General features: G+C 59.7%; 24 protein-coding genes, 1 other RNA gene and 1 pseudogene. 12 read left to right on the forward strand and 14 right to left on the reverse strand.

Going from position 1 to position 26646, the window contains the following annotated elements:
• Positions 1–80 precede the first annotated feature (80 nt).
• Together AB6B39_RS11730 and AB6B39_RS11735 are read right to left on the reverse strand one after the other, a co-directional pair.
• Positions 81–1664, reverse strand: a complete 1584-nt coding sequence (locus tag AB6B39_RS11730) for an efflux RND transporter periplasmic adaptor subunit (RefSeq protein ID WP_371398589.1) — start codon at positions 1662–1664, stop codon at positions 81–83.
• A complete protein-coding gene (locus AB6B39_RS11735) occupies positions 1661–3151 on the reverse strand; it encodes an efflux transporter outer membrane subunit (protein ID WP_284370142.1) in 1491 nt (496 codons plus the stop codon). The genes AB6B39_RS11730 and AB6B39_RS11735 overlap by 4 nt, the downstream gene beginning before the upstream one ends.
• Positions 3152–3475: 324 nt before the next feature.
• Between AB6B39_RS11735 and AB6B39_RS11740 the strand changes: the two genes are divergently transcribed.
• The 4 genes from AB6B39_RS11740 to AB6B39_RS11755 all read left to right on the forward strand — a co-directional run bounded on the left by AB6B39_RS11740 (position 3476) and on the right by AB6B39_RS11755 (position 7688).
• Complete coding sequence (locus AB6B39_RS11740; protein ID WP_284370140.1) at positions 3476–4849, forward strand: ATP-binding protein; 1374 nt, start codon at positions 3476–3478, stop codon at positions 4847–4849.
• A 153-nt stretch (positions 4850–5002) separates the two neighbouring features.
• Positions 5003–5713 carry a phosphate signaling complex protein PhoU gene (phoU, locus tag AB6B39_RS11745; RefSeq protein ID WP_284370139.1) on the forward strand — a complete coding sequence of 237 codons (711 nt, stop codon included), beginning with the start codon at positions 5003–5005 and terminating at the stop codon, positions 5711–5713.
• Positions 5714–5742: 29 nt separating this feature from the next.
• Positions 5743–6432: a phosphate regulon transcriptional regulator PhoB gene (gene phoB / locus AB6B39_RS11750; RefSeq protein ID WP_284370138.1), complete on the forward strand. Its 690-nt coding sequence runs from the start codon at positions 5743–5745 to the stop codon at positions 6430–6432.
• Positions 6433–6563: 131 nt separating this feature from the next.
• On the forward strand, positions 6564–7688 hold the full coding sequence (locus tag AB6B39_RS11755) for a sensor histidine kinase (RefSeq protein WP_284370137.1): 1125 nt from the start codon (positions 6564–6566) through the stop codon (positions 7686–7688).
• 19 nt (positions 7689–7707) lie between these two features.
• Here the strand turns inward: AB6B39_RS11755 and AB6B39_RS11760 are convergent, their stop codons facing one another.
• Positions 7708–8079, reverse strand: coding sequence for a flagellar export protein FliJ (locus AB6B39_RS11760; protein WP_284370136.1), 372 nt, complete (start codon positions 8077–8079; stop codon positions 7708–7710).
• Between the two features lie 303 nt (positions 8080–8382).
• Between AB6B39_RS11760 and ctrA the strand changes: the two genes are divergently transcribed.
• The 3 genes from ctrA to AB6B39_RS11775 all read left to right on the forward strand — a co-directional run bounded on the left by ctrA (position 8383) and on the right by AB6B39_RS11775 (position 11578).
• A complete protein-coding gene (gene ctrA / locus AB6B39_RS11765; protein ID WP_284370134.1) occupies positions 8383–9078 on the forward strand; it encodes a response regulator transcription factor CtrA in 696 nt (231 codons plus the stop codon).
• Between the two features lie 131 nt (positions 9079–9209).
• On the forward strand, positions 9210–10406 hold the full coding sequence (locus tag AB6B39_RS11770; RefSeq protein WP_284370132.1) for a DUF418 domain-containing protein: 1197 nt from the start codon (positions 9210–9212) through the stop codon (positions 10404–10406).
• A 47-nt stretch (positions 10407–10453) separates the two neighbouring features.
• Positions 10454–11578 (forward strand): DNA recombination protein RmuC, encoded by a 1125-nt coding sequence (locus AB6B39_RS11775; protein WP_284370130.1) that lies wholly within the window; start codon positions 10454–10456, stop codon positions 11576–11578.
• 221 nt (positions 11579–11799) lie between these two features.
• Here AB6B39_RS11775 and AB6B39_RS11780 read toward each other — a convergent pair whose 3' ends face one another.
• From AB6B39_RS11780 to AB6B39_RS11795, 4 genes are all read right to left on the reverse strand, one after another.
• Positions 11800–12591, reverse strand: coding sequence for a DUF6498-containing protein (locus AB6B39_RS11780; RefSeq protein WP_371398590.1), 792 nt, complete (start codon positions 12589–12591; stop codon positions 11800–11802).
• A gap of 64 nt (positions 12592–12655) precedes the next feature.
• Positions 12656–13261 carry a recombination mediator RecR gene (gene recR, locus AB6B39_RS11785; protein ID WP_284370124.1) on the reverse strand — a complete coding sequence of 202 codons (606 nt, stop codon included), beginning with the start codon at positions 13259–13261 and terminating at the stop codon, positions 12656–12658.
• A gap of 222 nt (positions 13262–13483) precedes the next feature.
• Positions 13484–13810: a YbaB/EbfC family nucleoid-associated protein gene (locus tag AB6B39_RS11790; protein WP_284370122.1), complete on the reverse strand. Its 327-nt coding sequence runs from the start codon at positions 13808–13810 to the stop codon at positions 13484–13486.
• Complete coding sequence (locus tag AB6B39_RS11795; protein ID WP_284370120.1) at positions 13807–15555, reverse strand: DNA polymerase III subunit gamma/tau; 1749 nt, start codon at positions 15553–15555, stop codon at positions 13807–13809. Before AB6B39_RS11795 ends, AB6B39_RS11790 begins: the two co-directional genes overlap by 4 nt.
• Before the next feature lie 43 nt (positions 15556–15598).
• Between AB6B39_RS11795 and AB6B39_RS11800 the strand changes: the two genes are divergently transcribed.
• A complete protein-coding gene (locus AB6B39_RS11800) occupies positions 15599–17071 on the forward strand; it encodes a cytochrome P450 (RefSeq protein ID WP_371398591.1) in 1473 nt (490 codons plus the stop codon).
• 105 nt (positions 17072–17176) lie between these two features.
• On the opposite strand, the gene ffs is transcribed toward AB6B39_RS11800, so the two are convergent.
• Together ffs and AB6B39_RS11810 are read right to left on the reverse strand one after the other, a co-directional pair.
• Positions 17177–17274, reverse strand: an RNA gene (ffs, locus tag AB6B39_RS11805) — signal recognition particle sRNA small type.
• 105 nt (positions 17275–17379) lie between these two features.
• A complete protein-coding gene (locus tag AB6B39_RS11810; RefSeq protein ID WP_284370116.1) occupies positions 17380–17913 on the reverse strand; it encodes an outer membrane beta-barrel protein in 534 nt (177 codons plus the stop codon).
• Positions 17914–18099: 186 nt separating this feature from the next.
• On the opposite strand from AB6B39_RS11810, the gene nudC reads away from it, so the two are divergent.
• A complete protein-coding gene (nudC, locus tag AB6B39_RS11815) occupies positions 18100–19008 on the forward strand; it encodes an NAD(+) diphosphatase (protein ID WP_371398592.1) in 909 nt (302 codons plus the stop codon).
• 6 nt (positions 19009–19014) lie between these two features.
• On the opposite strand, the gene AB6B39_RS11820 is transcribed toward nudC, so the two are convergent.
• Together AB6B39_RS11820 and AB6B39_RS11825 are read right to left on the reverse strand one after the other, a co-directional pair.
• Positions 19015–19413, reverse strand: coding sequence for a YHS domain-containing (seleno)protein (locus AB6B39_RS11820; protein ID WP_371398767.1), 399 nt, complete (start codon positions 19411–19413; stop codon positions 19015–19017).
• 100 nt (positions 19414–19513) lie between these two features.
• Positions 19514–20354 (reverse strand): annotated as a pseudogene (locus AB6B39_RS11825) (prephenate dehydratase).
• 167 nt (positions 20355–20521) lie between these two features.
• Here AB6B39_RS11825 and AB6B39_RS11830 point away from each other — a divergent pair.
• Positions 20522–21250, forward strand: coding sequence for a c-type cytochrome (locus AB6B39_RS11830; protein WP_284370108.1), 729 nt, complete (start codon positions 20522–20524; stop codon positions 21248–21250).
• Here AB6B39_RS11830 and AB6B39_RS11835 read toward each other — a convergent pair.
• Together AB6B39_RS11835 and AB6B39_RS11840 are read right to left on the reverse strand one after the other, a co-directional pair.
• Positions 21247–22056 (reverse strand): NlpC/P60 family protein, encoded by an 810-nt coding sequence (locus tag AB6B39_RS11835; RefSeq protein WP_371398593.1) that lies wholly within the window; start codon positions 22054–22056, stop codon positions 21247–21249. The genes AB6B39_RS11830 and AB6B39_RS11835 overlap by 4 nt on opposite strands.
• A 6-nt stretch (positions 22057–22062) precedes the next feature.
• Positions 22063–22566 carry a MarR family transcriptional regulator gene (locus tag AB6B39_RS11840; protein ID WP_284370104.1) on the reverse strand — a complete coding sequence of 168 codons (504 nt, stop codon included), beginning with the start codon at positions 22564–22566 and terminating at the stop codon, positions 22063–22065.
• A gap of 160 nt (positions 22567–22726) precedes the next feature.
• Here AB6B39_RS11840 and AB6B39_RS11845 point away from each other — a divergent pair, with 160 nt between their 5' ends.
• Positions 22727–23830: a hypothetical protein gene (locus tag AB6B39_RS11845; RefSeq protein WP_284370102.1), complete on the forward strand. Its 1104-nt coding sequence runs from the start codon at positions 22727–22729 to the stop codon at positions 23828–23830.
• Here the strand turns inward: AB6B39_RS11845 and AB6B39_RS11850 are convergent.
• Positions 23789–25216 (reverse strand): leucyl aminopeptidase family protein, encoded by a 1428-nt coding sequence (locus AB6B39_RS11850; protein WP_284370100.1) that lies wholly within the window; start codon positions 25214–25216, stop codon positions 23789–23791. The two genes, AB6B39_RS11845 and AB6B39_RS11850, sit on opposite strands and share 42 nt — an antisense overlap.
• Before the next feature lie 251 nt (positions 25217–25467).
• Between AB6B39_RS11850 and AB6B39_RS11855 the strand changes: the two genes are divergently transcribed.
• Positions 25468–26598 carry a tetratricopeptide repeat protein gene (locus AB6B39_RS11855; protein WP_371398594.1) on the forward strand — a complete coding sequence of 377 codons (1131 nt, stop codon included), beginning with the start codon at positions 25468–25470 and terminating at the stop codon, positions 26596–26598.
• The last annotated feature ends 48 nt before the right edge of the window (positions 26599–26646 follow it).

Below are 26646 nucleotides of genomic sequence, written 5' to 3' on the forward strand. Positions count from 1 at the left end.
TCTTGTAGCGCAATATCGATTATCAACAAATCACGCTTCTGTAATGTTGGCAGATCGCGTCCGGTACGACGCGGTCCGTCCTATTCGCTGGTACCGTCCGAATCCGTACTGCCATCTTCATCGTCGGCATCTGCATTCGGTTTCGCCTTGTAGCCCTCGCGCTGGCGCTGGCGCTTCATCCACTCTGGCTCTTCAGGCTCGACCAGAACGACCGACGGGTCGTTCACATCCAGAACCTTGAGAGGAATCGAAACACGCGACCGCTCCATGGGGGAAAGGACGACCAGTTCGCCCGCCTCCACGCCCGATGAGAGCACGGCGCGTTCCGGCGACGCATCGAGCACGGTCACGGTCCGGATTTCGGCACGGCCCTTATTGTTGACCGTGTAGATTTCGTCATCGACGCGTAAGCCGTCGCGCGGAATGACGATCGCATTTTCGAGGACGCGACCGTCGATCGATGCGTTGACGAACAATCCCGGGGCAATCGGCACACCGTTCTGCGAAGCTCCCGTGCCGTAAGGGTCGAACACTTCCGCAATCGCGAAGAGCGCACGTGATTGGGTATCGAATGTAGCCTCGGTCCGCATGATCCGGGCTTCCCAGACCTGCTCGACGCCGCCGATCACAGCCGTCAGCTCCACAAGAGGTGCCGATGCGCGGTTCTGGGCTACATAAGCGATCGGCAGATCGATCTTGGCCAAATCGGCATCCGTGAACGGCAATCTCACCTCGACAATATCCGTCGAGAATATCCGGCCCAATGTCGAACCTGGCGATACGAACTGACCGATGTCGGAGGATTTGGTCCGCACGCGTCCGTCGAAAGGTGCCGTCACGGATGTGCGCGTCAGCTGTAGCCGCGCATTGTCGAGATCAGCCTTGGCGGCTTGCAGCGAGGCTTCGGCCTGCTGGCGCTGCGGAACACGCAAGGCCAGCGGACTCGGTTCGCCACGGCCCAGATCTTCATAATCAGCCCGCGCAATGTCACCTTCCGCGACCTCGCGTGTCAGAACCTGTTCGGCCTGCGCTACATTCGCTTGTGCGCGCACAACCGCCACTTCATAATCGCTCGGGTCGATCCGGATGAGTGTTTCGCCGCGGCGGAAGATGCCGCCTTCGATGAAATTGGGTGAAACATAGACGATCTTGCCACCGACTTGCGGCACCAGATTAATTTCCGTCTGCGGGCGCGACTCGCCTTGCGTTTCGACCGTCAGCTGGACGGTCTGGCGCTTGGCCGAATCCGCCATGACAGCCAGCGGCGTAAACGGACGACGCTGTTCTTCCGGTTCGACGTTGGCCTTGATGATCGCGATCGACGCCAATGGGAACATCAGCAAAACCAGAATGGGCAACAGGATGGATTGAATGCGGCGACTATATCCGCGTCGCACTTTCGGGCGACTGAGCCGGACCGCCAGGACGATCGAAATCACACCGAGAATGAGGAACAGAAGGAACAGGAACAATTCCGGTCCCGGACGGCCACCCTCACCGGCGGCACGCGCACCGAACATCACCGCAGCAAGACCGAGAATGAGCCCGATCGGAACAATGACCAAGGGGGCCCGTGTGAGCCCCCGTGTCGGGTTACCGTCTGACTTGCCGCTATCGGAGGCATCGTTTCGACGATCCGGCGACCCTATCATGGTTGGACTCATGGCAATTCAATCCCCAAAAATTCGACGGGCGGTACGTTCTGCAATCCGTCAGGCGCAAGATAGCCTGATCCACCCAAGGCGACATGTAAGCGGACGCGGTTGGCAAGACGCTCGCCGCGCGCGGTAATAAGCTGACCTTCTGCATTCAGTCTACGGGTCTGAGCGTCCAGCAGTTGTAGAATTGTGGCGAGACCTTCCGTGTAGCGCAGCTCGAGCCGCTCTTCCGCGACGACGGCCTCATCCCGGGACACTTGCAATGCAGCTTCGCGTGCAGCCAGGCGCTGCTCGGCATCCAGCGCATTTTCGACTTCAAGATAAGCTGTCAGTACGGTCTCGGCATAAGTTTGTATCTGTGCGTCCAGCGCGGCTCTTTGCGCATCCACCTGCGCGCGCAGCTGCCCGCCCTGGAAGATCGGAGCCGTCAGGGACTCACTCAGGCTGAAGGCAATTGCCTTGAGATCGAAAATATCGCCGAAACTGTTGAGGGCCTGATCGCCGACACCGCCCGAAATGACCAGGCTGGGATAGAGTGCCTTCCGCGCCGCATCGACGTCCAGCCCTGCCGCGGCAATGCGGTTTTCAACCGCAATGATGTCAGGTCTCCGGGCCAGCATGTCTGCCGGTGTCCCGATCCCCGTCAGTGGTGGCAAGGCCGGAAGATCGTCCGGTAATTCGATATTGGCGTCAGGATATTGCCGCGCCAGCGTCTGGACCGAGCGTAGCGTGCTGTCGCGCAATTGCAGGCGAGACTGTCTCAGCGCTTGCGAACTGGCAATGGCCGAACGGGCGAGCCTGACATCGGAAGATCCGGTCAGACCGCTTTCGAATCGCCGCTGCGTCAGGCGCAGGGAGCGTTCCTGCGTGCGAATATCTTCTGCCGACAGATCGACGAGCAACCCCGCCTCAATGGCGTCGAACCATCCGGTCGCAAGCCGGCTGGTCACGGACAGTTCCAGCGCCGCAACATCGGCAGCAGCCGCTTCGACACCCTCGCCGTCGGCGGCTATCTGGTCGCGAATGCGGTTGACGACATCCACTTCCCAGCGCGAATTCAGACCGATATCGTAACTGGTCGAACCCGCATTGAAACCGACACCACCTTCACTACGCCGAATGGTCGAACTGGCGCTCAGGCTCGGATAGAGTCCGGAGCGCGTAACGCGCTTCCCGGCGATCACCTGATCGAGCTGCGCGAGGGTACGAAGGAGCGACGGGTTATCCTGACGAGCCTGTGCGACGAGTTGCGAGAGATTTTCGTCCTCGAAACTGTCCACCCAGTTGGTCGTTGGGAGACCGTCCGGCGCCGTGCCAGCCCAGTCCGTTCGAACGGGTATGGAAGCTTCCAGATCGACAACCGTCGGATCGACAGGATCAATGATGCTGGCGCACCCGCTCAGAGCGATGGTCGCAGCGGCAAGACCGAGCAGCCGCCGAGACCCCATGCCCCAGCCCGCACGTTGATGCGTGGCCTGCGTTTGTTTCGCCATCCCTGTGTGAGTCTGCCTCATCGGCTCCATCCCGGCTGTCTTTCGTCATTCATGAAAAGATCAGATAAATTTTCGAAAGTCAATGAAACATTATCGAAAAACGATAATTCTATTGGGCGTTGTGTTTAGCAGCCTTAATCCAGTCGAGAACTGCATGCGAGCCGGAATGGAGGATGTTGCGACAAGTTAAGGAAGCGCCGCAATTTCCTAGGCGGCACGCTTTCCAAACAATGAGTTTGCGGTTCGATCACTGGACCCGCGCCTTCTGCTGGTCCAGAAGAGTGTGTGGACTCGCAGCCGACACAGCACACGTCGCAGGACGCTATGCGCGGAACCGACATCATCGTCCTGTCGGCGCTGGCCTTTGTCGCGATCGCCGGATTGTCGGCCCTGTCGCGCATCCCGCTGGCCTACGGACTGCTGGCTTTAGGGGGATTTTGGGTCGCGACTCTGATCTTTCTGAAGCTCAGCCGCGCCTTCCGAACGCAGCGCATTGCAGAACCCGCTGGCCAAACGGATTTCCTGTCCGGAACGCGCTTTGCCGCCATGCTGACGGACGCCCTGCCGCAGGCCATTGCCGTGTTGGACAGAGATGGTCGCGTTCTGCACGCCAATCCGATGGCTCAATCGCTGGTCGGGATCGATCTTCCCGGTCGGCCCTTGAGTGTCTATGTCCGCGATTCGGGCATTACCGACCGGCTGGCAACGGCACTGGCGGGCTATACACCGGAGCCGCTGATGGTGCACCGTGAGGTTCCGACGGAGAGCTATATTTCGCTGTTGTTTTCAGCCGTGACCCCGGCGGACGACGGATCTGGCCGGATGATCGTTCTGGTGGTGATGAACGATGTAACGGAGCTGGTCCTCGGCGGCCAGCGCCGGGCCGATTTCCTGGCCAATGCCAGCCACGAATTGAAGACACCGCTGGCATCCATGCTAGGCTATATCGAAACGTTGCGTGGTCACGCACGGGACGATCCGGAAGCGCAGCAGCGTTTTCTCGCCATCATGGAGCAGCAGGCACAGCGCATGCAGCGTCTGATCAACGACCTGCTTTCCCTGCGCCGGATCGAGCAGTCGGAACATATCGCACCGACAGAGACCGCCGATCTGGACCTGTCGATCCGCGCGGCCATCGAGTCGGTCGCGCCTTTGGCCGAAGCACGCAATGTGAAGCTGAAATACAAGAAGAAGAAACGCGCCATCGCCCCGGGGCATCAGGACGAAACCATCCAGCTCTGCCTCAACCTGATCGAGAACGCGACCAAGCTCTCGCCAGATGGCAGCACGGTTCACATCACGCTCAGCGCGTTCGATCAGTGGAAACCCGGCATTCCTTTTGCCGACGGGCGCTTGCCGGACAGTGCCATGACGCGTGAAATCAACCCCGCGCCGACCAGTCCTCTGCCGATCTACACGATCACCATTTCCGACACAGGTCCCGGTTTTTCGCGCGAGCATCTGCCGCGCATCGGCGAGCGGTTCTACCGCGTCGCCGGTGATCTTTCATCCAAGGAAAAGGGAACCGGGCTGGGGCTGGCAATCGTCAAGCATATTGCCCGTCGTCATCGCGCCGGCCTCTATGTTCGCAGTGAACCCGGAACCGGCACGGAATTCTGTATCATCTACACGAAAAGCAGCGATGTTTCCGAGCCACCCCAGATGAGCGATGCCAACATCGCATCAACCTCCGGCTAGAGTTTTCACCCGACCCCGTCGGATCGATGTGCGATCATAATCGAGGCGTCACTTTTCCGTCGCGAACTTGTCACACAGTGATTCCATAGGCTAATCTTCGAAGAATCAGGGTTCTTCGTTTTCCTACAAACGCCCTGTCCGGAAACCGTTCGCATGAACAGCTTGGCCGATCACATTGTCAGCGGATATGACAGCGACCTCAACGAGCTGACCGCTAGCCTGTCCGACCTTGGCAGCCTGTCCGAAAGTATGGTCGCGGACTCCGTTCAGGCGTTGAAAATGCGGGACGAAACGATCGCCCGGTCCGTTATCGAGCGTGATCACCGGGCTAATGCGATGCAAGCCAAGATCGACGCCGATGCGATGCGTATCCTGGCGCTCAGAAATCCCATGGCGACCGATCTGCGGCGTACCATCGGGGCGATCCGCGTCGCCACGGATCTGGAGCGGATCGGCGACCTGGCCGAAGGCATTGCGAAACGCGCTATCAATCTGAACGATCACGCACGACTGGACCAGGCAGATAGCGTTGCCATGATGGGGCGCCAGGTCAAGGCGCAGCTCTCGGCCGCGCTCGACGCTCTGCTGCGCGATGACATGCGCACGGCCATGCAGGTCTGGATGGCCGACACCGACATTGACGACATGTATAATGCCATCCTGCGTGACCTGCTGACATCCATGACGGCTGATCCCGGCATGATCAACGGGGCGACGGCCATGCTCTTCGCGGCCAAGAACCTCGAACGGATCGGCGATCATACGTCCAATCTCTGCGAAGTGATCTATTTTACCGGGCGCGGCACGCAACTGATCGACGATGATGCCGTTCAGGCCGTCCTGCAAAGGCCGGATCGGTCATAAATGGCGTCGAATGACGAAGGATTGTCATCATGAAACCCTATGTTCTGATTGTCGAAGACGAAGACGCGCTGGCCACGCTGCTGGAATATAATTTCGGCAAGGAAGGCTTCGAGACCTCGCTGGCATCCGACGGTGAGGAAGCACTGCTGCTTGCCTCTGAGCGCACGCCCGACCTGATCATTCTCGACTGGATGCTGCCGAAACTCTCCGGAGTCGAAGTTTGCCGCCGTCTCCGTCGCCGCAAGGAAACGTCCAAAACGCCCGTCATCATGCTGACAGCCCGCAGCGACGAAACGGACCGGATCACTGGCCTGGATTTTGGGGCCGACGATTACATGATCAAGCCGTTTTCCATGCCCGAACTGTTTGCGCGCACGCGCGCCCTGATGCGGCGCGCCAAGCCGAGCCTGCTCGAAGACGTGATCCGGGTCGGCGATATCGAAGTCGACAGTCAGGCCTTTCGCGTGAAACGCGATGGCGAACTGATCCATCTGGGCCCGACGGAATTCCGCCTGCTCGATCATTTCGCGCGTCACCCCGGCCGGGTCTTTTCACGCGAGCAATTGCTCGATGCCGTCTGGGGTCGTGACGTCTATGTCGAAGCGCGCACCGTCGATGTTCATATCGGTCGCTTACGCAAGGCTCTCAAAAAATCCGGCAAGCCCGATCCGATTCGGACGGTCCGCAGCGCCGGTTACGCGTTCGAAGCGATCGAGTAGCCCACGCATAAACATAAGCTAACCCAAACGGGTAAATTACGCTTCGTCCCTAGCGCTCCTCTGCAAACTCCCATACCCCCGGCAGCGCACCCCTGCATCAATCCGTCAGCCGGGGCGCAAGGGATAGGGATATGGGGATTTTCGAAGATATCTGGCAGTACATGCCGCACGGTATGTGCTTGCTGTGGAAGCCGTGGCTGGTCCTGCTCTGGGCCGGATCCGACACGCTCATCTTTCTATCCTATTTCGCGATTCCGCTGGCCTTGCTCCGCGTTTTGCGGGGGCGCAGCGAAGTACCGCATCGGGGTCTCGTACTTCTGTTTGCGTCGTTCATATTACTTTGCGGCGTGACGCATGTCCTATCTATCGTGACGCTATGGTATCCGATCTATCCGATCGTCGGTTTCGTCAAATTGGCGACGGGGATTGTGTCCATGACTACAGCCATCGTCCTGTTCCGTCTCAGCCCGACCCTGATCGCCTTGCCGTCGCTCAATGACTTCAAGACCGCCAATGATCAGCTTCGAGCCGAAGTCACAGCCCATGAGAACACGCTGGCCTCTCTGCGTGAGGTTAGAGACCAGCTGGAAATCAAGGTCGAGGAACGCACTGCGGAGCTGATGGAGAGCAAGAGCAGAGCCGAAATTCTCGCCCGCGAGGCGGTTCACAGAAGCAGCAATCTTCTTGCCATCGTGTCGTCCCTGACACAGCAGAGCGCCCGCGGAACGGAGCGAACCGAAGAGTTCATCGATGTTCTGCTTGGCCGTTTGCAGGCACTGGCGACTGCAAACTCCACAGTGCTCGGGAGCGGCGATCAGACGACGGGAAAACTCGAAGATGTGATCAGACAGCAATTGGAGCCGGCCCTGCTCGTCTTTGCCGACCGCATCCACATTGAGGGGACCCCGGTCCGGGTCAGTTCGGACGCCGCGCAGCAGATTAATCTGGCCATCCATGAACTCGCGACCAATGCGCAGAAATATAATCTGCCGAACTCGGACAGCACGCAGGTCAGGATCAACTGGTCAGTGACAGATGAAGAGGTATTGGAATTTTGCTGGCACGAGGACCTTTCAGGCGAGGCCATCAAGCGTCTGAAAAACAGCACGCGCGAGGGGTTTGGAACGAAGCTACTGACGCGCCTCGTTCCCGCAACGCTGAAAGGCACGGCCCGGCAGGAGATTACGGCGCAGGGCCTGAGCTATTGTCTGACAATTCCGCTCATGTCGCTTCTGCCTGAACAGGCCATGGCGTGAGCGTCACAGTCGTCATGCCCTAGCTGGCGCGGCGCTGCTCCCGTTCGGCCTGTTGCGCCATACGGCGCGCACGGACGCGTTCGAAGCTATCCAGCGCATCCAGTTCCTGGCGAAGATCGCCCGAGAGATTGGACGTCTGATCGATGATATCGTCAAGCGAGCGCCGCAGATTGCCTTTCCGGGCGATGACCGACTGCGCGTAGCTGCCATAGGCGACATAGCCGTCGCGCTGCTCGTTGGCATCGACTTCGTCTTCCGGGACACTGTCCGAGAGTTTGCGCATCTGACGTTCCAGATCTTCGCGTGTCGCTTCCAGAACGCCGATCCGTTTTTGCAGTTCCGCGATCCGGAACCGCGTTCGTTGAACCTGTTTGTCCGATAGCTGTGCCATATTGTCTCTCCAAACACCTGAATTGCCCGTATGTTCGGGCTTGATTGAAAGCTGACATATCAAGGCAGGCTTTCGACCCGGTGAAGAAACGGGGTTAAGCCATTTCAACCATGATTTTTGCGGGATGCTGGACGATCGAGCGCCTCGCGCAAAAGTCGTAACGCAATCGGGTCAACTTACTGAACATGAAACGGCGTTAACGGCGTTAACGGTTGGTTTACGGGATTCCCTTAGCGCTGAAGCTCCATTAACCATGCTCCAGTGGGAGCGGGTTAGACGAATCGCCTTTGGGAGGGGTTGGAAATGCGAGTTCTTCTTATCGAAGACGATATGGCCACGGCACAGGGTATCGAATTGATGCTCAAGTCCGAAGGCTTCAATGTTTACACAACCGATCTCGGCGAAGAGGGGGTCGATCTCGGCAAACTCTACGATTACGACATCATCCTGCTGGACCTGAACCTGCCGGACATGCCGGGCTTCGAAGTGCTCAAGACGCTGCGCCTGGCAAAGGTCCAGACGCCCATTTTCATTCTCTCCGGCACGAATGATATCGAAACCAAGGTCCGTGGCCTCGGCACTGGTGCCGACGACTATATGACGAAGCCGTTCCATAAGGACGAGCTGGTGGCGCGCATCCATGCTGTCGTCCGTCGCTCCAAAGGTCACAGCCAGTCCATCATCACGACCGGCGACATCAAGGTGAACCTCGACGCCAAGACCGTCGAAGTCGGCGATCACCGCGTCCACCTGACCGGCAAGGAATACCAGATGCTGGAGCTGCTCTCCCTGCGTAAAGGCACGACGCTCACCAAGGAAATGTTCCTCAACCATCTCTATGGCGGCATGGACGAGCCGGAACTGAAGATCATCGACGTCTTTATCTGCAAGCTGCGCAAGAAACTCGCCGCTGCTACGCAAGGCGAACACTATATCGAGACCGTCTGGGGCCGTGGCTATGTGCTGCGAGATCCTGCCAAAGACAAAATGAGCGCCTAAAGCGCCCCCCTCTCCCACGTCGCCACACATCGACGCAAAGACCCTGCCCTTTAGGCAGGGTTTTTTGTTGCCAGTTTCTCACTTGTGACATTATCCCGACGACATAAGGGAGACGAAAAGGGGAACGACGCGTGACTTATCTCGAACAGAACGACGCCATGGGGCGACATATCTTTCCGGATCTGGTGCGAGCCTTCGCCCTGTTCGGGATCGTCATGGTCAATGTCGCTTTCTTCGCCTGGCCCGGACCTGACACCTACAGCTATGGCGGCGATTACAGCGCACTCGACAAGGCAGCCATCTTCACGGTCGACTCGCTGTTCTTGATGAAGTCATACACGTTGTTCTCCGCCATGTTCGGCGCAGGCCTGGCCTATCAAATGATGTCGGCGCAGCGTCGCGGCGTCGCCTTTGCGCCCCGCTATTTCCGGCGCATGCTCGGCCTGCTACTGATCGGCATCGCGCATGTCGCCTTTGCTTTCGTCGGTGATATTCTGATCGTCTATGCCGTCATTGGCTGCCTGCTGTTTCTGTTCCGCAATCTGTCGGTCAAGGCGCTGAGGCGGTGGGGCTATGCCTTCCTGATCCTGCAAGCCGTAATTATTGGTCTGATGGCAGGCGCGTTCGGGGCCATGGAAGCCTTCGATCCGGCGTCGACGGAAGTCGTCATGTCAGAAATGCGCGCTGAAATGGAGGCGTCAGCGTCTGTTTATGCCAATGGCTCCTTCGCCGAGGTCATAGCCCAACGGCTGACAGAATATATTCAATATGCACTCTTCATCATCCCTCTTCAGGGGGTCGGCGTTATCGCCTTCTTCCTCTTCGGGCTGGCCGGCGTGAAATCCGGTGTGCTTCAGAATCCCGATGCTCCGCTCTGGTCCAAGGCGCGTCGTATCTATTTCCCGATCGGACTGATTATCAGCATGATCGGTGCCTGGCTTCTGGTGACGAGCCAGGGCGCGATCACGGGCCGAGGTCTGTTAGGGACATTCATCATTTTTCTCGGATCTCCCTTCTCGACGCTGGGCTATCTCGGCTGGATCGCAAAATGGTCCATGGGCGCGATGACGCCTTTGAAAGAATTCATGGCCCGCGCAGGTACGTCAACGCTGACCGCCTATCTGATGCAGTCGCTGATCCTGTCCGTCATCTTCAGCGGTTACGGGCTGGGACTGTTCGGCACGGTCGGCGCGGCAGGCTGCGTTGCCATCGGCTTCGCCACTGGCCTTGTCACGCTCAGCTTTTCCAGCCTGTGGCGAACGCGTTTCGAACGCGGACCCGTGGAATCCCTCCTCCGGTCCTGGACTTATCTCAGCGCGGGCCGCTAGCCGATCCACCCTTTCTTCCATTCCCCGGCTGTGGCAGGGGAACAAAGATGGAACCTGTTATTGTCGCTGGCGATATTGCCCTGACCGTCGTCGAACTGGTCGGCGCTGTCGCGCTCTTGTTGCTCGGACTGTGGCTGGGCTCATTCCTGCGCCGCAATGACGGTCAGACGCATGCAGAACTGATGGCCATGCGCGGTCAGCAGGCGGAGCTGCAGGGGCGTCTGGCCCAGCTGTCCGATGAGCAAGCGCAGCGCGGCGATCTGTTCCAGAAGCGACTTGATGACCGCCTCGCCGCCATGTCGGAGCGGGTCGGACAGTCGATCACCGAACAGACCGAAAAATCTGCTGAACAGCTCAAACGCCTCGATACGCGTCTGGAAGTCATCGACCGGGCGCAGGCCAATATCAAGGAACTGGCGGGTGAAGTCTCCGGCTTGCAATCCATCCTGTCCAACAAGCAGGCGCGCGGCGCCTTTGGTGAAAAGCAGATGCAGTCCCTGATTGAACAGTTTTTGCCGCCGCGCACATATTCCTTTCAGCAGACGCTCTCCAATGCGGCCCGCGTCGACGCGCTGATCCACCTTCCCGGCGATCATCTGGATGTCGCCGTCGACAGCAAGTTCCCGCTCGAAGCCTGGCAGCGACTGATGCAGAGTGAAGAAGGCGAGGACGTGATCAAGGCGCGTCGACTATTTGCCGATGACTGCAAGCGCCACATCCGCGATATTGCGGACAAATATCTGTTGCCGGGCGAAACCCACGAGATCGCGCTGATGTTCCTGCCGAGCGAGGCCATTTATGCCGAACTGCATGCGCGTTTTCCGAAGGTTGTCGAACGTGGCTTTACCGACCGTGTGATGATCGTCTCGCCCACCACTTTCATGGCCACGCTGCATACGATGAACGCGGTCTTGCGTGACGCGGCCATGCGTGAACAGGCCACGGTCATTCTGGACGAAGTCGGCAAAATCGCCACCGACGTGCAGCGACTGGACGCAAGGATCGCGAAACTGCAATCCCATTATGATGGCGGTCTGGAAATGATGCGTCAGGCCCGCATCAGCACTGAAAAAATTACGCGCCGCGCTGACCGCATCGAGGCTCTGGATCTGGACGATGATATCGAAACCCTGCCGGTCGATCCGCCGCAGCAAGCGGGTCTGAGCTCGTGATCCACTATGCAGACCGACTGTTCCGCGCGATCGTGACCAAAGGGGATGGGGATGTCGGCGGCGATACGCTGTTTCGGTATGATCAGCGCGGGTCTGTGCTGATGGGCAGCTATAGCGGCGGAGACATTGACTACGGGTCGCTGGTCGGGTCGGTCCGTGCGGATGGCTCGCTCTATTTTCTCTATCACCACATAACCAAATCCGGGCTTTTACGGTCCGGACTATGCGAAAGTCGGCCCGAAATTCTGCCCTCCGGGAAGATCAGACTTCATGAGCAGTGGCAATGGACATCCGGGCTCGGTGTCGGCGACCGCGGCACAAGCATTCTCGAAGAAATCTAACTCTCGCCACGCCGGAGATATTTCGGGCTGATCCAGCCATGGGTGATGGCATGCGCAGCAATATCCGCGCCCGTCTTCAGAACGATCAGCAGCGTCAAGGTCACGAGTTCCTCCGCCGAGCGCTGCAAAAATCCCGCCAAAAATAATGGTCACATGCATCACCACGACGCGGATATAGGGCTTGAACATCTGCTCGTTGACTAGGGCCGTCCTATATTCCGCCTTGCCGAACCAGTTGACTACCAGGGAAAAAGCATGGCTGAACGTCAGACCGGCCAAGGCGATCAGCAGATCGCGACCGATTGGCGGGAAATCGAAGAAGCCTTGCAGGAACATGTAATGACCAAAATTGAACATACCGTAATGGACGCAGAAGAAGGCCGTCAAAAACAGATTGCCCACCAGACTGACCCATAACCGCGTGCCGGACCGCCCGCCTGCACTCGTCAGCAGTTTGGGGATATTGAAGACGCCGATGACGATCGTCTCCAGCCAGTAGAGCAGCATCAGAAAACCGACATCCCAGCCAAACAGGATCGCCCCGACGAGCGGAACAATGTTGACCAGAATGAGAAACAGGACGGACGGTCGCGTCATGATAGAGCGCCAACCGAGCCCGGTATACATGCGGTCATCAGTCCAATTTTCAGGTCGCGTGTCAGTTTCGGTCACGGTGCCTCCCCCCTTTGACCTAACCTATTCCGCCTGATCATGATCGTGACAATGACCGTAAGTCTTAGAGCTCTCTCCGGCTCTTCATCGCGGCGTTGATCGTCCCGTCGTCGAGATAGTCGAGCTCCCCGCCGATCGGGACGCCATGCGCCAGACGACTGACCGTGACGCCCGTCGCTTCGAGATGTTCGGTGATGTAGTGCGCGGTGGTCTGCCCATCGACGGTCGCATTCATGGCCAGAATGACTTCATCGACGGCGCCCCCACTCGCTCGCCCGATCAGCGACGCGATATTCAGGTCTTCGGGCCGGATGCCGTCCAGTGCCGACAGCGTTCCGCCCAGCACATGATAGGTTCCCCGATAGGCCCCGGCCCGTTCCATGGCCCAGAGATCCGACACATCCTGAACCACGCAAATGGAGCGCCTGTCGCGCCCCGGCGCCGTGCAGATATGACAGGGATTGGACGAGTCAACATTTGCGCACACTGAGCAGGTCGAGATTCGTTCCGCCGCCTGCGTCATGGCGGCGGCAAGCGGCGTCATTAACCGGTCGGGTGCTTTCAGAAGGTGCAGCGCCGCCCGCCGCGCCGAGCGCGGCCCCAGTCCAGGCAGCCGCGCCAGAAGCGTGATCAGGCGGTCGATTTCCGGAGAGACAGACGGACCAGCCATGACGGAACCTCAGATAGACGGGTCGGCGAAACTGCCCGATCCGGTGGGTTGCCGTTGCAAGGATTCGGACCGCTTGCGCAAGCTGGTTTGCGGATGGAAGAACGAAGGCGTGGGGCTCTAAATCAGACAAAACGCCTTGATAAGATTGTAAATATCAAACAAATTCTGATAGTTAAACCAAAAACCTAATTCGTCCGAACTAGCGCAGTCACCCTTGCGAGATTAAAACGGCATCTTCATGCCGGGGGGTAACGGAATGTCGCCCATGGCGGATTTCATCGTATCTGCCGCAGCCTGATCCAGTTTCACTTTCGCATCCTGATAAGCCGCAATGATCAGGTCCTCGAGCATTTCCCTGTCTTCGGCCCCGCCCAGCAATGACGGATCAAGCGTCAGCGCTTTCATATTGCCGCCCCCGACCAGCGTGACACTGACCAAGCCACCACCAGCGCGACCGGTCGCTTCCGTATCGGCGACTTGGGCCTGTGCGGCCTCCATCTTGGCCTGCATTTCCTTTGCCTGTTTCATCAGGCCCATCAGGTCTTTCATTCGTTTTCTCCGCTCTTGAAGTCTGCAGCGATCACATTGGGAGCCCGGTCCCTGATCTCAAGCAGCTTGGCACCTTTTAGCAGCGGATGATCGAAAGCGGGATGCGCGCGGTCCGCCTGCATCTGCGCCGCCTTGGCGGAGCGGCGCTGGTCTGCCAGCGGTGGCTCACCGGGTTGATCGACCGGGCTGACCAGCCATTGCTGACCCGTCAGTTCCTGCAGCGATCGCACCATCCGCCCGACCAGCGCATTATGGCGTGGCTCGGTAATATGGATTTCCGCCTGCCCCTCCGTAAAGCTGACGACGCTGACATAACGTTCCAGATCCGACCGCAGACGCAGATCGTCAATCTGCTCGACATAAGTCTTGAAACTGTCCAGCCGCATGGTTGGCGCAGCCGGCGTTACGGGTTTGGGTGGCGTCATTGCGACGGCCTGAGCCGTTTGCGTCGTCGAACCCGATGCGGATGGCTGAGTTGACGCCGGGGCCGGATCATCATTGAGCGGCGCGGTCGGTGCGTCCGACGGCGGTGTGAGCGTCGGCAATCCCGCGCCGCCCTCGCTCTCCATCTTCTGCGCTTCGCGGATGATCTGCGCGGCCAGTTCGGGTGGCGGCATCTGCCCTGCCAGAGACAGCTTTAACAATGCCATTTCGGCTGCGGCCAGCGGCACGGGGGCCTGCCGGACCTCCGCATGGGATCCCATCAGGATCTGCCAGGCCCGGGTCAGCTGGCCCGTGCTGAAACGCTCGCCGAGATGACGTAACCGTTCCACTTGATCCGGCGCGAAATCGAAAGCGGCATCACTGCCCAGCGTCTGCGCTCGGGACACTTCATGACAGATATCCAGCAGGTCCCCCATCACGACATCCGGGGCCGCCCCGTCATCATATTGCGCCCGCATGGCGTTCAGCGCCGCTTTCGCATCGCCGCTCATCGCATGCTCGAACAGATCGATCAGCCGAACCCGGTCGGCCAAGCCGAGCATGGTCCGGACCTGTTCCGCGGTGACTTCATCGCCGGACAGCCCGCTTTGCACGATCGCCTGGTCGAGCAGGGACAGCCCGTCACGGACCGAGCCCTCGGCAGCGCGCGCGATCAACGACAATCCGTCGTCTGACACGGCGATGCCCTCCTGCCCGGCAATCCCTTTCAGATGCTGGGCGAGGACATCGCCCTCGACGCGGCGTAAGTCGAACCGCTGGCAGCGCGACAGCACCGTAATCGGCACTTTGCGGATTTCGGTCGTGGCGAAGATGAACTTGGCATGGTCCGGCGGCTCTTCCAGCGTCTTCAGCAGGGCGTTGAACGCGCCCGCGCTGAGCATGTGGACCTCGTCGATGATATAGACCTTGTAGCGCGCATCCGCAGGCGCATAGCGCACCCCGTCCAGCAGCTCGCGCATATTGTCCACGCCGGTGCGCGAAGCCGCGTCCATTTCCAGCACGTCCATATGGGTCGACGCCATGATGGCTTCGCAGTGGCGGCCCGGCGTGGCCAGATCCACGGACGGGCTGTCGATTGCATCCGTCTGATAGTTCAGAGCGCGCGCCAGCAGGCGCGCTGTCGTCGTCTTGCCGATGCCGCGCACGCCGGTCAGCATGAAGGCATGGGCGATGCGACCCGTCTCGAACGCATTTTTCAGCGTCGTGACCATCGCATCCTGCCCGATCATATCCTCGAAGGTCGAGGGACGGTATTTCCGGGCAAGAACCTGATAGGTCTGGTTTGTCGCGCTGTCAGACATCCCTATGCGTATAGGCAGGGCGGACAGTGTTGGAAAGCGCAGGATGTCGGTTGCGCACAAGCAGGCCACAGCGCAAGAGACCAACATGGCGACCGCCCGGCACGACTATCGTTTCAGACCCGAACCTCTCTGGGAAAACGGTCGGTTCGTTCCGCCAACCATCGTTCCGATCGAGACAGCGGTGTCCGACTGGGACTGGATCGACTGGCTACGCTATATGCGCGAGTCCAGCCGCAACCCCTTGCATGGCGTCACGCATATGGCCCTCACGGAATTCGATGAAATTGCCACCGGAATGGGCGCGATCTTCTTCACGCCGACCCGACCGGAAACAGTCCGCGAAGCCTTTGTCGAGAAGTCCGGCAGTCTGCGCCATTCGAAAATACGCAATGCCATTCTGAAGCCGGCCTTGCGGGAGGGTCTGCTGACAGCCGAAGGCGAACGCTGGCGACAGGACCGCCGCGCACTCGCGCCGCTTTTCACCCCGCGCCATGTGAATGGCTATGCAGACGGCATCCGTAACTCCGCCGGGCCACATATTGCGCGGCTGCTCGAGACCGACACGATCGATTTCGGAGCGGCCATGGTCGATCTGACCTATCAGGTTCTCAGCGACGTGATGTTTTCCGGCGAGCTGGATGGCGGTCGCACCGCCAATCTGCGCGAAATCGACCGTTTTCTCTCCAGTATGGGACGCCCGGACCCGCTTGATTTCACACGATTGCCGGAATGGATACCTCGCCCGACTCGAATTGGACGGATGGGCATCGTCAAACGGATGCGCCGGCAGGTTCGCGAGCTGGCAGAAAGCCGATTGACGCGCATCGCAGACGGAGCGGCAGTGCCGGATGATCTGCTCAGCCTGATTTTGAGCATCAAGGGCGATGACGACAGGCCCTTCACAATGGAACAGATCGAAGATCAGATGATCACCTTCATCGCGGCCGGTCACGAAACGACCAGCCGCGCGCTGACCTTTCTGTTCTATCTGCTGTCCCAGGACGATGCGGCACGCACACGCCTGGAAACGGAATGCGACGCGCTGGATATTACCCGCCCTGCGATCGAATGGGCAGCCGCCCTGCCCTTCACCTATGCCTGTTTCGAAGAAGCCATGCGCCTCTACCCGCCTGCGCCGTTTCTATCGCGCGAATTGAAGCAGCCGGAGACGCTGGGGGAGCATGATCTGCCCACAGGGTCGGTCGTCTTCGGCAGCCTCTGGGCTTTGCATCGCCACCGGGCCCTCTGGGATCAGCCGGATGCGTTCGTGCCGGAACGGTTTCTGCCGGACGTGCGGGATCGTATTGGACGGTTTCAATATCTGCCCTTCGGACTCGGTCCCCATATCTGTATCGGCGCGCGCTTCGCGCAGCTGGAAGCCATCGTTCTGACGGCACTGATCGCGCGGCAGTTCCGCCTTACCTTGATTGGCGATCACCCCTGGCCCATCGCGCGCGTCACCATACGCCCGGAAAAGCCACTCATGATGCAGATCGAGCGACGCAGTCAGGGATGAGTTGGAAGCATCTAGCGCTGCTCAGTTCGCATACGCTCACGGCTTGCCGCTATTTTATATGTCTCGGAAACAAAATTACCCGCCAGAGGCGGGTAACACGGCAAGAGTGGAAGACCGGGATCCGACCCGCGAGCGAATCGTTACGGCTGCTTCGTTCCCGACCTGACCGGGTTGGCGACAGCCCACGTCCGGGCCGATCTTCCGATCGCATTTATGGCGAGATGCTTTTATGCTGACAAGATCGATGCGCACAAAAAAGCCCGCCATCCCCGAAGGAAGGCGGGCCCGAAATCGTCAGTCGCGACGCTTTAGAATTTGCGGATGAACGAGAGAGACCAGAGGTCGCCATCTGCATCCAGATTGGCCGTGCCCGTATTGACGTCCAGATAGGTATATTCCGCCCGGATACCGTTCAGATTGCCGGCACCGAAGTTGAACTGCGCACCGACACCTGCGGCGAAGCCGTCAATATCTTCCGAGATGCTGATGTTTCCGACGGACCCCTCAACCTCACCGAAATAATAACCGACGCGCCCGATCAGCTCGAATTGCTCGGAAGCCGGAATACGGCCCGTCAGGAAACCGGACAGGTAGTAATCGACACCAGCCTCGGCATTGACGCCGGCAATGGTTTCTTCCTGATCGATGATCCCGAAACCGCCCTGGGCTTCAACACCGAAAAACTCGTTGAAATTATAGCCCGCCTTACCGGAGAGGTTGTAGCTGTCGAACTCTACGGCATCGACGCCGACGCCGACATAGGCCTGACCGTCCTGGGCCATTGCGGTTCCGCCGATCATGGCGATTGCTGCTGCAGCAGCCGTAATTTTTGCGAACTTCATCTCAGTACGCTCCATATTTGTGTGATGTGCGGGGGTGCACTTGAGCGCTAAATGGCCCCCGCCCACGAAAGTTCCACCCCCTCACATGATGTTACATTATGCGTGTGGCGCAGTTACAACAGTTTGTTATCATTGGATTAAATTCAATTAATTGCCAGACGTTGCGCAACCCATTACGGCGCTGTCATGGACAATGACTTCATGCCCGACTGCCCCATCCCGTTTGCCGGATCGCAGGTCGATTTTGCGGAACTGCATCGCTCTGAGGCAAAGCTTGCCGAACTGCAGGCGGAGAGTCGGGCAAGCACAATCCTACTGCATAAAGGTCAGGTTGCGAGCGACGGACCGCAGCTCTTACGCGCCGCACCAGCGCAGGTGGCAGCCTTGCCGCTCTATGATCCCGGCCTGATCTTTCTCGGGTTTGAAGGCGACGGCGACCCGGTCTTTGCCGCTTCGCTCAGGGATGACAGCCTGCTGCCTCCGGACGCGCTGATCGATCTCCGCCTGCAGGGACACAGGCTAGCCGCCGATGCTCTGGCACTGGCCGGGCGGGCGCGCTCCATCTTCGACTGGCACCGGACGCATCCGTTTTGCGCCCAATGCGGACAGGCAACAGTTTCTTCCGAAGGCGGCGCGAAACGCGTCTGCGGGGCGTGCGAGACGGAACATTTCCCCCGCGTCAATCCCGTCGTGATTTTCCTGATCGAGCATGAGGACAGCGTTCTTCTCGGTCGCGGTCATGGATGGCCGCCGGGCTTTTACTCCGCACTGGCGGGTTTCGTCTCGCCCGGGGAAACGATCGAGGAAGCAGCCAGTCGCGAAGGTCTTGAGGAAGTCGGCGCGGTCCTGTCCGGCCACCGCTATCTGTTCTGCCAACCCTGGCCGTTTCCCTCACAACTGATGATCGGCCTTGTCAGCCAGGCGCGCGACAAACGTGTCACGATCGACAAGAAGGAATTGGAAGACGCCCGCTGGTTCAGCCGCGCCGATGTTTCTGCCGTATTCAGCAAGACGGGGGAGGCCTTCATGCGACCGCCGCGAACCACGATCGCGCATCAACTGCTGAAAGCCTGGCTCGGCAGCGCGTCAGGCTGAATCGAATCACTCGTTCAGAAGGGCGGGCCAATGGCGGTCGCTCTGTTCGATAAACTCATCGCGAAGCGCGTCCCAGCGCTTCTTCACACGCTTGGAATAGTTGAGATAGAGCTTGCCGTCTTCGACATGCCAATAATCCGCTTTGCCGGGGGCGAGCTTTTGCTTGGCCACAGCCCATGCGCAATACCCGCCATATTGCGGCACGAATGCATCCGGGTTCATCAGAAACAGATCCATATTGGCCTGCGTGTCGAACCGCCAGTCGGCGTCCTTATAGACCGTCACATAGCGTTCGCGACCTTTCACCGGCTTGCCGGCGTGAAAACTGACGACATCATACCCATCGACCGCCAGATTATTGCGCCACGAGGTATAGATTTCCGACTTTTGCGCCGCCGCCGTCATGGGAGTCAGCCAGCAGAACAGGGCAGCAATCACAGCAATCGGAAAGGCTTTCATGGATCTTGTCTGCCCGGCTTTGCGACGTGCGGCAAGTCGGGCCGTTTCACGATTGCGCCCGAATGCCGTCAGCCGGATATGTCCCGAGATGGCGAACATCTTCTGTAAAAAAGTCCAGTTCTTCCAGCGCATGGCGCATGGCGTCACTGTCAGGGTGCCCTTCCACGTCGACATAGAATTGTGCCGCCGTGAAACCGCCGCCAATCATGTAGCTTTCCAGTTTCGTCAGATTGAGCCCATTCGACGCAAATCCACCAAGCGCCTTGTAGAGCGCGCTCGGCACGGATCGGGTGCGGAAAACGAAGGACGATACAACCGGTCCACCATCCATATCCGGAATATGCGGCGTTCGCGACAAAACGATAAAGCGCGTCGTATTCGAGCCCGAAATCTTCGATATCCTCGGCCAGTATCTGCAGGCCATACACTTCGGCGGCAACTCGGCTCGCCACTGCGGCGATCTGTCGATCGCCGCGTTCGGCGACCTTGCGGGCAGCAGCAGCCGTATCAACATCCGCAATCGCGGCAATGCCCAGTCCCGTCAGCCGATCCCTGACCTGTCCAAGCGCCATGGGGTGAGACCGCGCGGTCGTGATGTCGCTCAGGCTGACCCCCGGCAGAGCAAGCAGTTGATGATGGATCGGCTGATAGCGCTCCGCGATGATGGATAGACCGCCCTCGGGCAGCAGATGATAGATATCGCTGACGCGACCGGCCACCGTGTTCTCGACAGGGATCATGGCCAGATCAGCCTCACCGCTCCGCACCCTAGCAAAGGCTTCGCTGAAACTCTGACACGCCCAAGGCTCCATATCCGGGAAATGCTCCCGGCAGGCGAGATGCGAATAAGCCCCGGCCTCTCCTTGATAAACAATGCGTGCAGTCATGCGAACGGCCCTCTGATACAGCGAAACTGTGAATAGAGCGGTTGCGACCCTGTGCCGCAAGGCCTTTTCCAATTGCGATGAGTGCCTAAATCCGTATTAGACCACCCATACGGAGCCCGCAGACGGCATTGTCGTGGGCCAGGGACAAAACAGGGAATCCGACAGTCATGGATCCGCTTGGCAATAACAAGATTTTCGCTGCCATTCTTGCAGCTGCACTCGTCTTCATGGGGATCCGCATGTTGCCGGAAATCTTCATGCATCATGACGCACCGAAGGTTCCGGCCTATATTGTTGGCGAGCTGGAAACGTCAGGCGAAGAAGAAGAGGTCGAACTCCCCTTCCCGCAGCCCGAATGGGTCGCGGCGATGGATGCCGATCGCGGCGCACGTGTCTTCCGCAACTGCACATCCTGCCATGTTCTTGAAAAGGGCGGCGCAAATGGAACGGGGCCGGGCCTGTGGGGCGTGGTTGGCGCACAGGTCGGTGTGCATGAAGGCTTCAACTATTCGGACGCTATGGGCAATGCCGGCTACACATGGAGCTATGAGAGCCTGGACGCGTTCCTGGAGCGCCCGAAGAGCTATATGTCTGGCACCAAAATGAACTTCGCGGGTATCCGGAAGGAAAGCGACCGCGCCGCCGTCATCGAATATCTGCGTCTGGCATCCGACAATCCGATGCCCCGTCCCGAACCTGCAGCGGTCGAAGTTGCGCTGAGCGTCGAAGCTGAAGAGGCTGCAACGCTTCCCGATCAGTCCGTCATTACCGATCCGACAACGGATCCATCGGAAATGGATGACAATAATATCGCGGAAGGAGGCGATCAGCCTGTCGTCGATGCGGTTGAAGACGCGGAAGTTCTCAGCCCCGAAGAGCTTGAAGACGTCGATTAGAGACGCTTCACAGTGCGCAGGTGAACATCTGCGCGCGCCATTCTTTTCAGCGCCGGCCCCAGCGGCTCCTCCACGACACCCATATGATGGGCGTTGGCATGCAGGAGGCGCGTTTTCGTCGTCAGAATGCCGACATGGCCGGGCCAGAATAGCAAATCCCCGGCCTGTTCCGGAGCGTCGACCACGTGGCCTAATGCTCTCTCCTGCATGTCGGCATCGCGGGGCGCATCAATCCCGCAGACCGCAAAACTCATCTGCACCAGACCCGAACAGTCCACCCCGCGTGCGCCGTTGCCGCCCCAAACATAGGGCTGGCCGAGATAACGTCGCGCAACTGTGACCCAGCCCGTCTCCGGATCATTCAGAGGACGCACATGATGGAGACTGAGATAGGCCCCGGACCCCAGCTGCAGATAGCCATCGCGCTGCGCCGTAACCGTAACACAGGATCCCATGGGCAAGGACATGACGATATGGGATTTCAGGTCCGGGCGACTGAACAGGGGCGCACTAAGCGTGCTGACGCGGTGCGTTCTGCGCGATGATGCCTCGACCAGCGCCTGGCTGTCGACCCAACCGACATAACCATGTCTGCGCTGCCCTGGAATCAGCGAACGGGCCCGCCCCAGAACCCAGCCGCCTTGTTCCGCGTGGATATCGAAGTCCTGACCATGGACCAGTTCGGAGAGTTGCCGCGCTCTGTGGTCAGGCTCCGACAATATCGGCGCATAGGCGAATGCCACACGATGGCGGGCGATTTTCGCGGCGCTACCGCGCGGCAAGCTGACCCTGGGGTCGCGTGCCATCCAGGCCTAGCGCCGCGAAGCGCGGCGGTTGCCCAAACCGTCTGGCAACTCGCCCTGTATCAATTCGGCGAACGCCCGCAGATAGTTGATGCCTTCCGGTGTCCGGCGCAGAACGATCGAACGACGATCGCGCGGATCATCAGCCCTGACGATATAATCATAGGATTTCAGCCGGTCGATCGCGCGCGAAATGACCGCCTTGGTCACATTGAGACGCGCGGCCAGAGACCGGACCGTATGCGGCCCTTCTTCCAGATAGACGCACATCAGAACGGCCGTTTGACGCGCCGACAGGTCCGGCATGTCGCCCGCAACGGAGCCAACCGTCACATCTTTCCACAAGGCCAGCGCGACAGTCGATGACAGGCGCGATGCTTTGACCCGAGGGTGTGATCGCGATATGGCTGCATCCTGCGGCGCATCGTCGACAAAAGCGGAAGGTTCAGGGGATTGTGAAGCGCGGTCAGGGCCGTTCGCGGTGTCCGCAGCCAAGTCCTTCTTCGCCGCCATGAACACCCCTCCCAAGGTCACTGAATCACTTCCTTATAAGGCAGACTCGCACGGTCTTGATTCATCGGTCAAGAACAAGAGGGGCTTGCCACGATAAGAATCAGTCAAGTGATTCAAAATCCTGACAACTTTTTTAACAACTCGGCTCTAGCCTTCATCCATGTTTGCCCCGAGACAGATAGCAAGCCGTTTTTCGCCCCCTCAGAGGGACAACAATCCGGCTGACGCCGCGATCCTGTCGCGCCTCAACGCGGTCCGCTTTCTCACCGTTGTGATGATCGGGATCGGCTATGCATCGACGATGGCGGTCGGCCCGCAATCGAAAGAGTGGCTACATGTTCTGGGGCACGATCCAAGCTGGTACGGTATCCAGGTTCTGTTCTTCCTGTCGGGCTGGCTGGCCTGGCGAAGCCTCTCCTCCGGACGCGGCGTGGCAGCCTTCATCCGGTCGCGAGCCTTACGCAATCTCCCCTGGGTTATCCTCTACACGCTGATCGTTTCGGTCGTGCTGTATCCGCTGCTTTGCAATCACGATTCCCCGGCTGCGCAGGGAGCGCTCCAGCTGGCACTCTATTTTTTCAAAACCGTCACGCTTGTCGATCCAGGGGGACCCTTACCCGGCGCGCTCGACGACGCGCTCTATGCCTGTCTGTTGCAGGGCACGATCTGGACCCTGCGCTGGGGCGTGGTCGCCTTTGCCGGGCTCATCCTGATCTATGCCACCGGGATGCGGACACGCACGCTGATCGGGCTTCTGGCCCTGTGCATTGCCGCCCACATCGCCATCGGCAGCTGGTCGTTGCGCACAGAGTCGACGGCCTTCGACCCGCTCGTGCCGGGCCTCCGCTTGGGTTATGCGTTTTTGTTCGGCGCGGTCATGCGATCGGTGAACCATGTCCGTCTCAAAAGCTGGCGCGGCTGGCTGGCGATCAGTGCCACCTGTCTGGGCCTGGCGACATTGCATTATGTCGGCCTGACCTGGACCCATATGATCGAAGTGCTGGCCTCGCTTGGCTGGTGCGCGCTGGCCATGGCGCTACTGCTTAGCCCCCTTGCCGGCCTGAGAAGATGGCCGAACCTGACACTCCCGACCTATCTCGGCATCTGGCCCGTCGCGCAGTGGCTTTTGTCACAGCATCCGGACATATCAGTGCCCACGCTCGTCCTCGCGACCGTGTCGATCAGTGTCGGCCTCGCCCTGTTCCTGCGCGGCTTGCTGAGCCTAAGCGTCAGCCCCGCCCATCGGCGTGTTCAGACCGCCTGAGGCCAGCCAGGAAAACAGTGCCCTGACAGCATAGACATCCGCCCCTTTCGGATGGCCGGGGCGGGACGCAGGATTCCAGCCGTAAACGTCGAAATGCATCCACGGCATGTCCGCCACAAACCGTTCCAGAAACAATCCCGCCGTGACGGATCCGGCAAAGGACCCGCCCGCATTCTTCATATCGGCGATCGGAGAGCGCAGCATGGCATTATAGGGCTGCCATAACGGCATCGGCCAGACCGGGTCGAGTTCGGCCATGGCATGACGCGCGACCGCATCATGAAGGTGCGGACGATTTGTGAAGAACGGTGGCAGCTGCGGGCCGAGCGCAACCCGCGCCGCGCCTGTCAGCGTGGCGAAATCGATCATCAAGACGGGATCATCTTCGCTCGCCTTCGTCAGGGCGTCGCCCAGAACCAGGCGGCCTTCCGCGTCCGTATTGTCAATTTCAACGGTCAGACCTGCGCGCGAAGTCAGGACATCGCCCGGTCGGTAGGCATTGGCGCTGACGGCGTTTTCGGCGATCGCCAACAAACAATGCAGGCGAACGGGCAGTTTTGCCGCCATGATCATGGAAGACAGCGCCAAGGCATGCGCCGCCCCGCCCATATCCTTCTTCATCAGGCGGGCGCCCGACGCGCTCTTCATATTTACGCCGCCCGTATCGAAGGTGATGCCTTTGCCGATCACCGCCAGACGCGGATGATCCGGATCGCCCCATTCGATTTCAACCAGACGCGGCGCTTCATGCGCGGCTCGACCGACGGCGTGGATCATCGGATAATTCTGTTCCAGAAGATCATCACCGACGACGACGCTCACATCGGCGTCATACGCATGGGCCAGGTCTTCGGCGGCCTGCTGCAAGGCCACGGGGCCCATATCGCCAGCAGGCGTATTGATGAGGTCCCGCCCGAGCGCCGTGGCCCTGACCGAATCCATGATGGATGCCGCATCCACATTCTCACCCAGCACAAGCATGGCCGGGTCCGGCGTATCTTTCAGATAGCGGGAGAAGCGGTATCCGCCGATCCCCCAGCCGATGGTTGCAAGCCGTTCGGACCAATCTTCGGGTAGCGAGGCCAATCGGTAGAAGCCCGCCGGCAGCGCCGTTGCGAGCTGTCCGGCGCGCATTTCCGCGTCCATGTCGCTTTCAATCTCACCACAGCCCAGCAGCACTGCCGCGATCTGTCCGTCCTCTGCGGGAAGATTGACCGTCTGTCCCGTCTCTCCCGCAAACCGGTTGGCTTTGGCAAAGCCGACTTGGGCTGACGGCAAGTCTTCGGACAGTATTGCCCAGTCATCAGGTCGAACGGCGTGGATCGGCACGACAGGTTCGCCATTAGGCACGTCGATGATCGGGGTCAGATTAAGGCTGTATGTCATGGTGAAATGCTCTTCATGTCCAGAGCGGCCCTGTAAAGGTCCCATTAACTCTAGCTCTTTACGATTGTTAACAAAATCGCGCAGGGACGCAATCGGCATTTGGCCGAGCGGCCCTGCCCGCCAATCTGCCCGAGGCTCCTATGCCGCATTCTCGATCCCGTTTACGCCGCGCCTCAGCGCTTCTTCTTGGAAGCGCGATGATCCTGTCGGCATGCGCCGTCGCCCCTGGAATGACCGATCAGGAAGCCTCGATGCGTGACGAGATCGCCGTCGAGCGCTTCATGCCGGCCACGCGCGAAATGCGGGACAATATCGAGACCCAGGAACTATTCGCCCAAGCCGCGTTCTGGTCGCATGAATATGAGCTAAACCCCTCTGATCTGGAAGCCACGATCAAGCTCGCATCCGCCGTGCGGCGACTGGGTAATCCGGGTCGGGCCGCCGAAATCACGCAGACCTCGCGCGCCATTCACCCGCGTAATCCCTATCTTCTAGCGGAGCATTCAGCGGCCCTGATCGCTGAAGAGCGCGCTCTGGACGCCATTCCCGTCATCGATGATGCCCTGCGGATAGCGCCAGCCTATGGTCGCCTCTGGTCACTCAAAGGCGCGGCACTCGATCAGATGGAAGAATATGATGCAGCGCGTCAGCACTATCAGCGTGCACTGCAAATCACGCCGAACGACCCGAACGTCTTGTCCAACCTCGGGCTCAGCTACGCCCTCGCCGGTGATCTCACCATGGCCGAAACATGGCTACGCCGCGCGACTGAAACACCGGGTGCGGGAGCCGGGGTCAGACAGAACCTGGCTATGGTGCTGCAATTACAGGGTCGGACAGAAGACGCCGAGCGGCAGACGCGCCTGTCGCGATTGACGCGCGGAGACCGCAAGCTGCCGCCCGAGCCCGTTCCGGCCTTCACGCCGCGCCAGCCATCGGCAGGCACCGCCTCGGTGCCGGGACAGTATGCGCCAAGACGGGCCAATCCTGCGCGTCAGATGAATTCAATGGCTGGGCCGCGGCTCACGACGACAGCACCAGACGGACGACAGTTTACCTCTGCTGCCGATGCAGCCCGCGCTGCCGCCCGTCAGAGGCAGGGCAACGGGTCTGCAGCCGCGTCGCCGCAACCGCTCTATACGGGCGCACCCATGACACAGGAACAGGCGGCTATTCTGTCGCAAATTCAGCAGTCCAGACAGGCTGGCGTGGCCGAAATGGACGGTTCCATGAATGCGCCGCATGTCGTCGGGCCGAGCCTACAGACCACACAGCCCTATGCTTATCAGCAACCCCCAGCGACCGCGCCCGTGCAGAGCGGCGGTTATCCCGCCCCGGAGGCGCAAACGACACGGCGCACGCCGGCCCGTCAGCGGCGCTGAGGCCACCTGACACGCAAGAAAAAAGCCCGGCTCGACAAGCCGGGCTTT

This window comes from Algimonas porphyrae, from assembly GCF_041429795.1.
Taxonomy (GTDB): Bacteria; Pseudomonadota; Alphaproteobacteria; order Caulobacterales; family Maricaulaceae; genus Litorimonas; species Litorimonas porphyrae.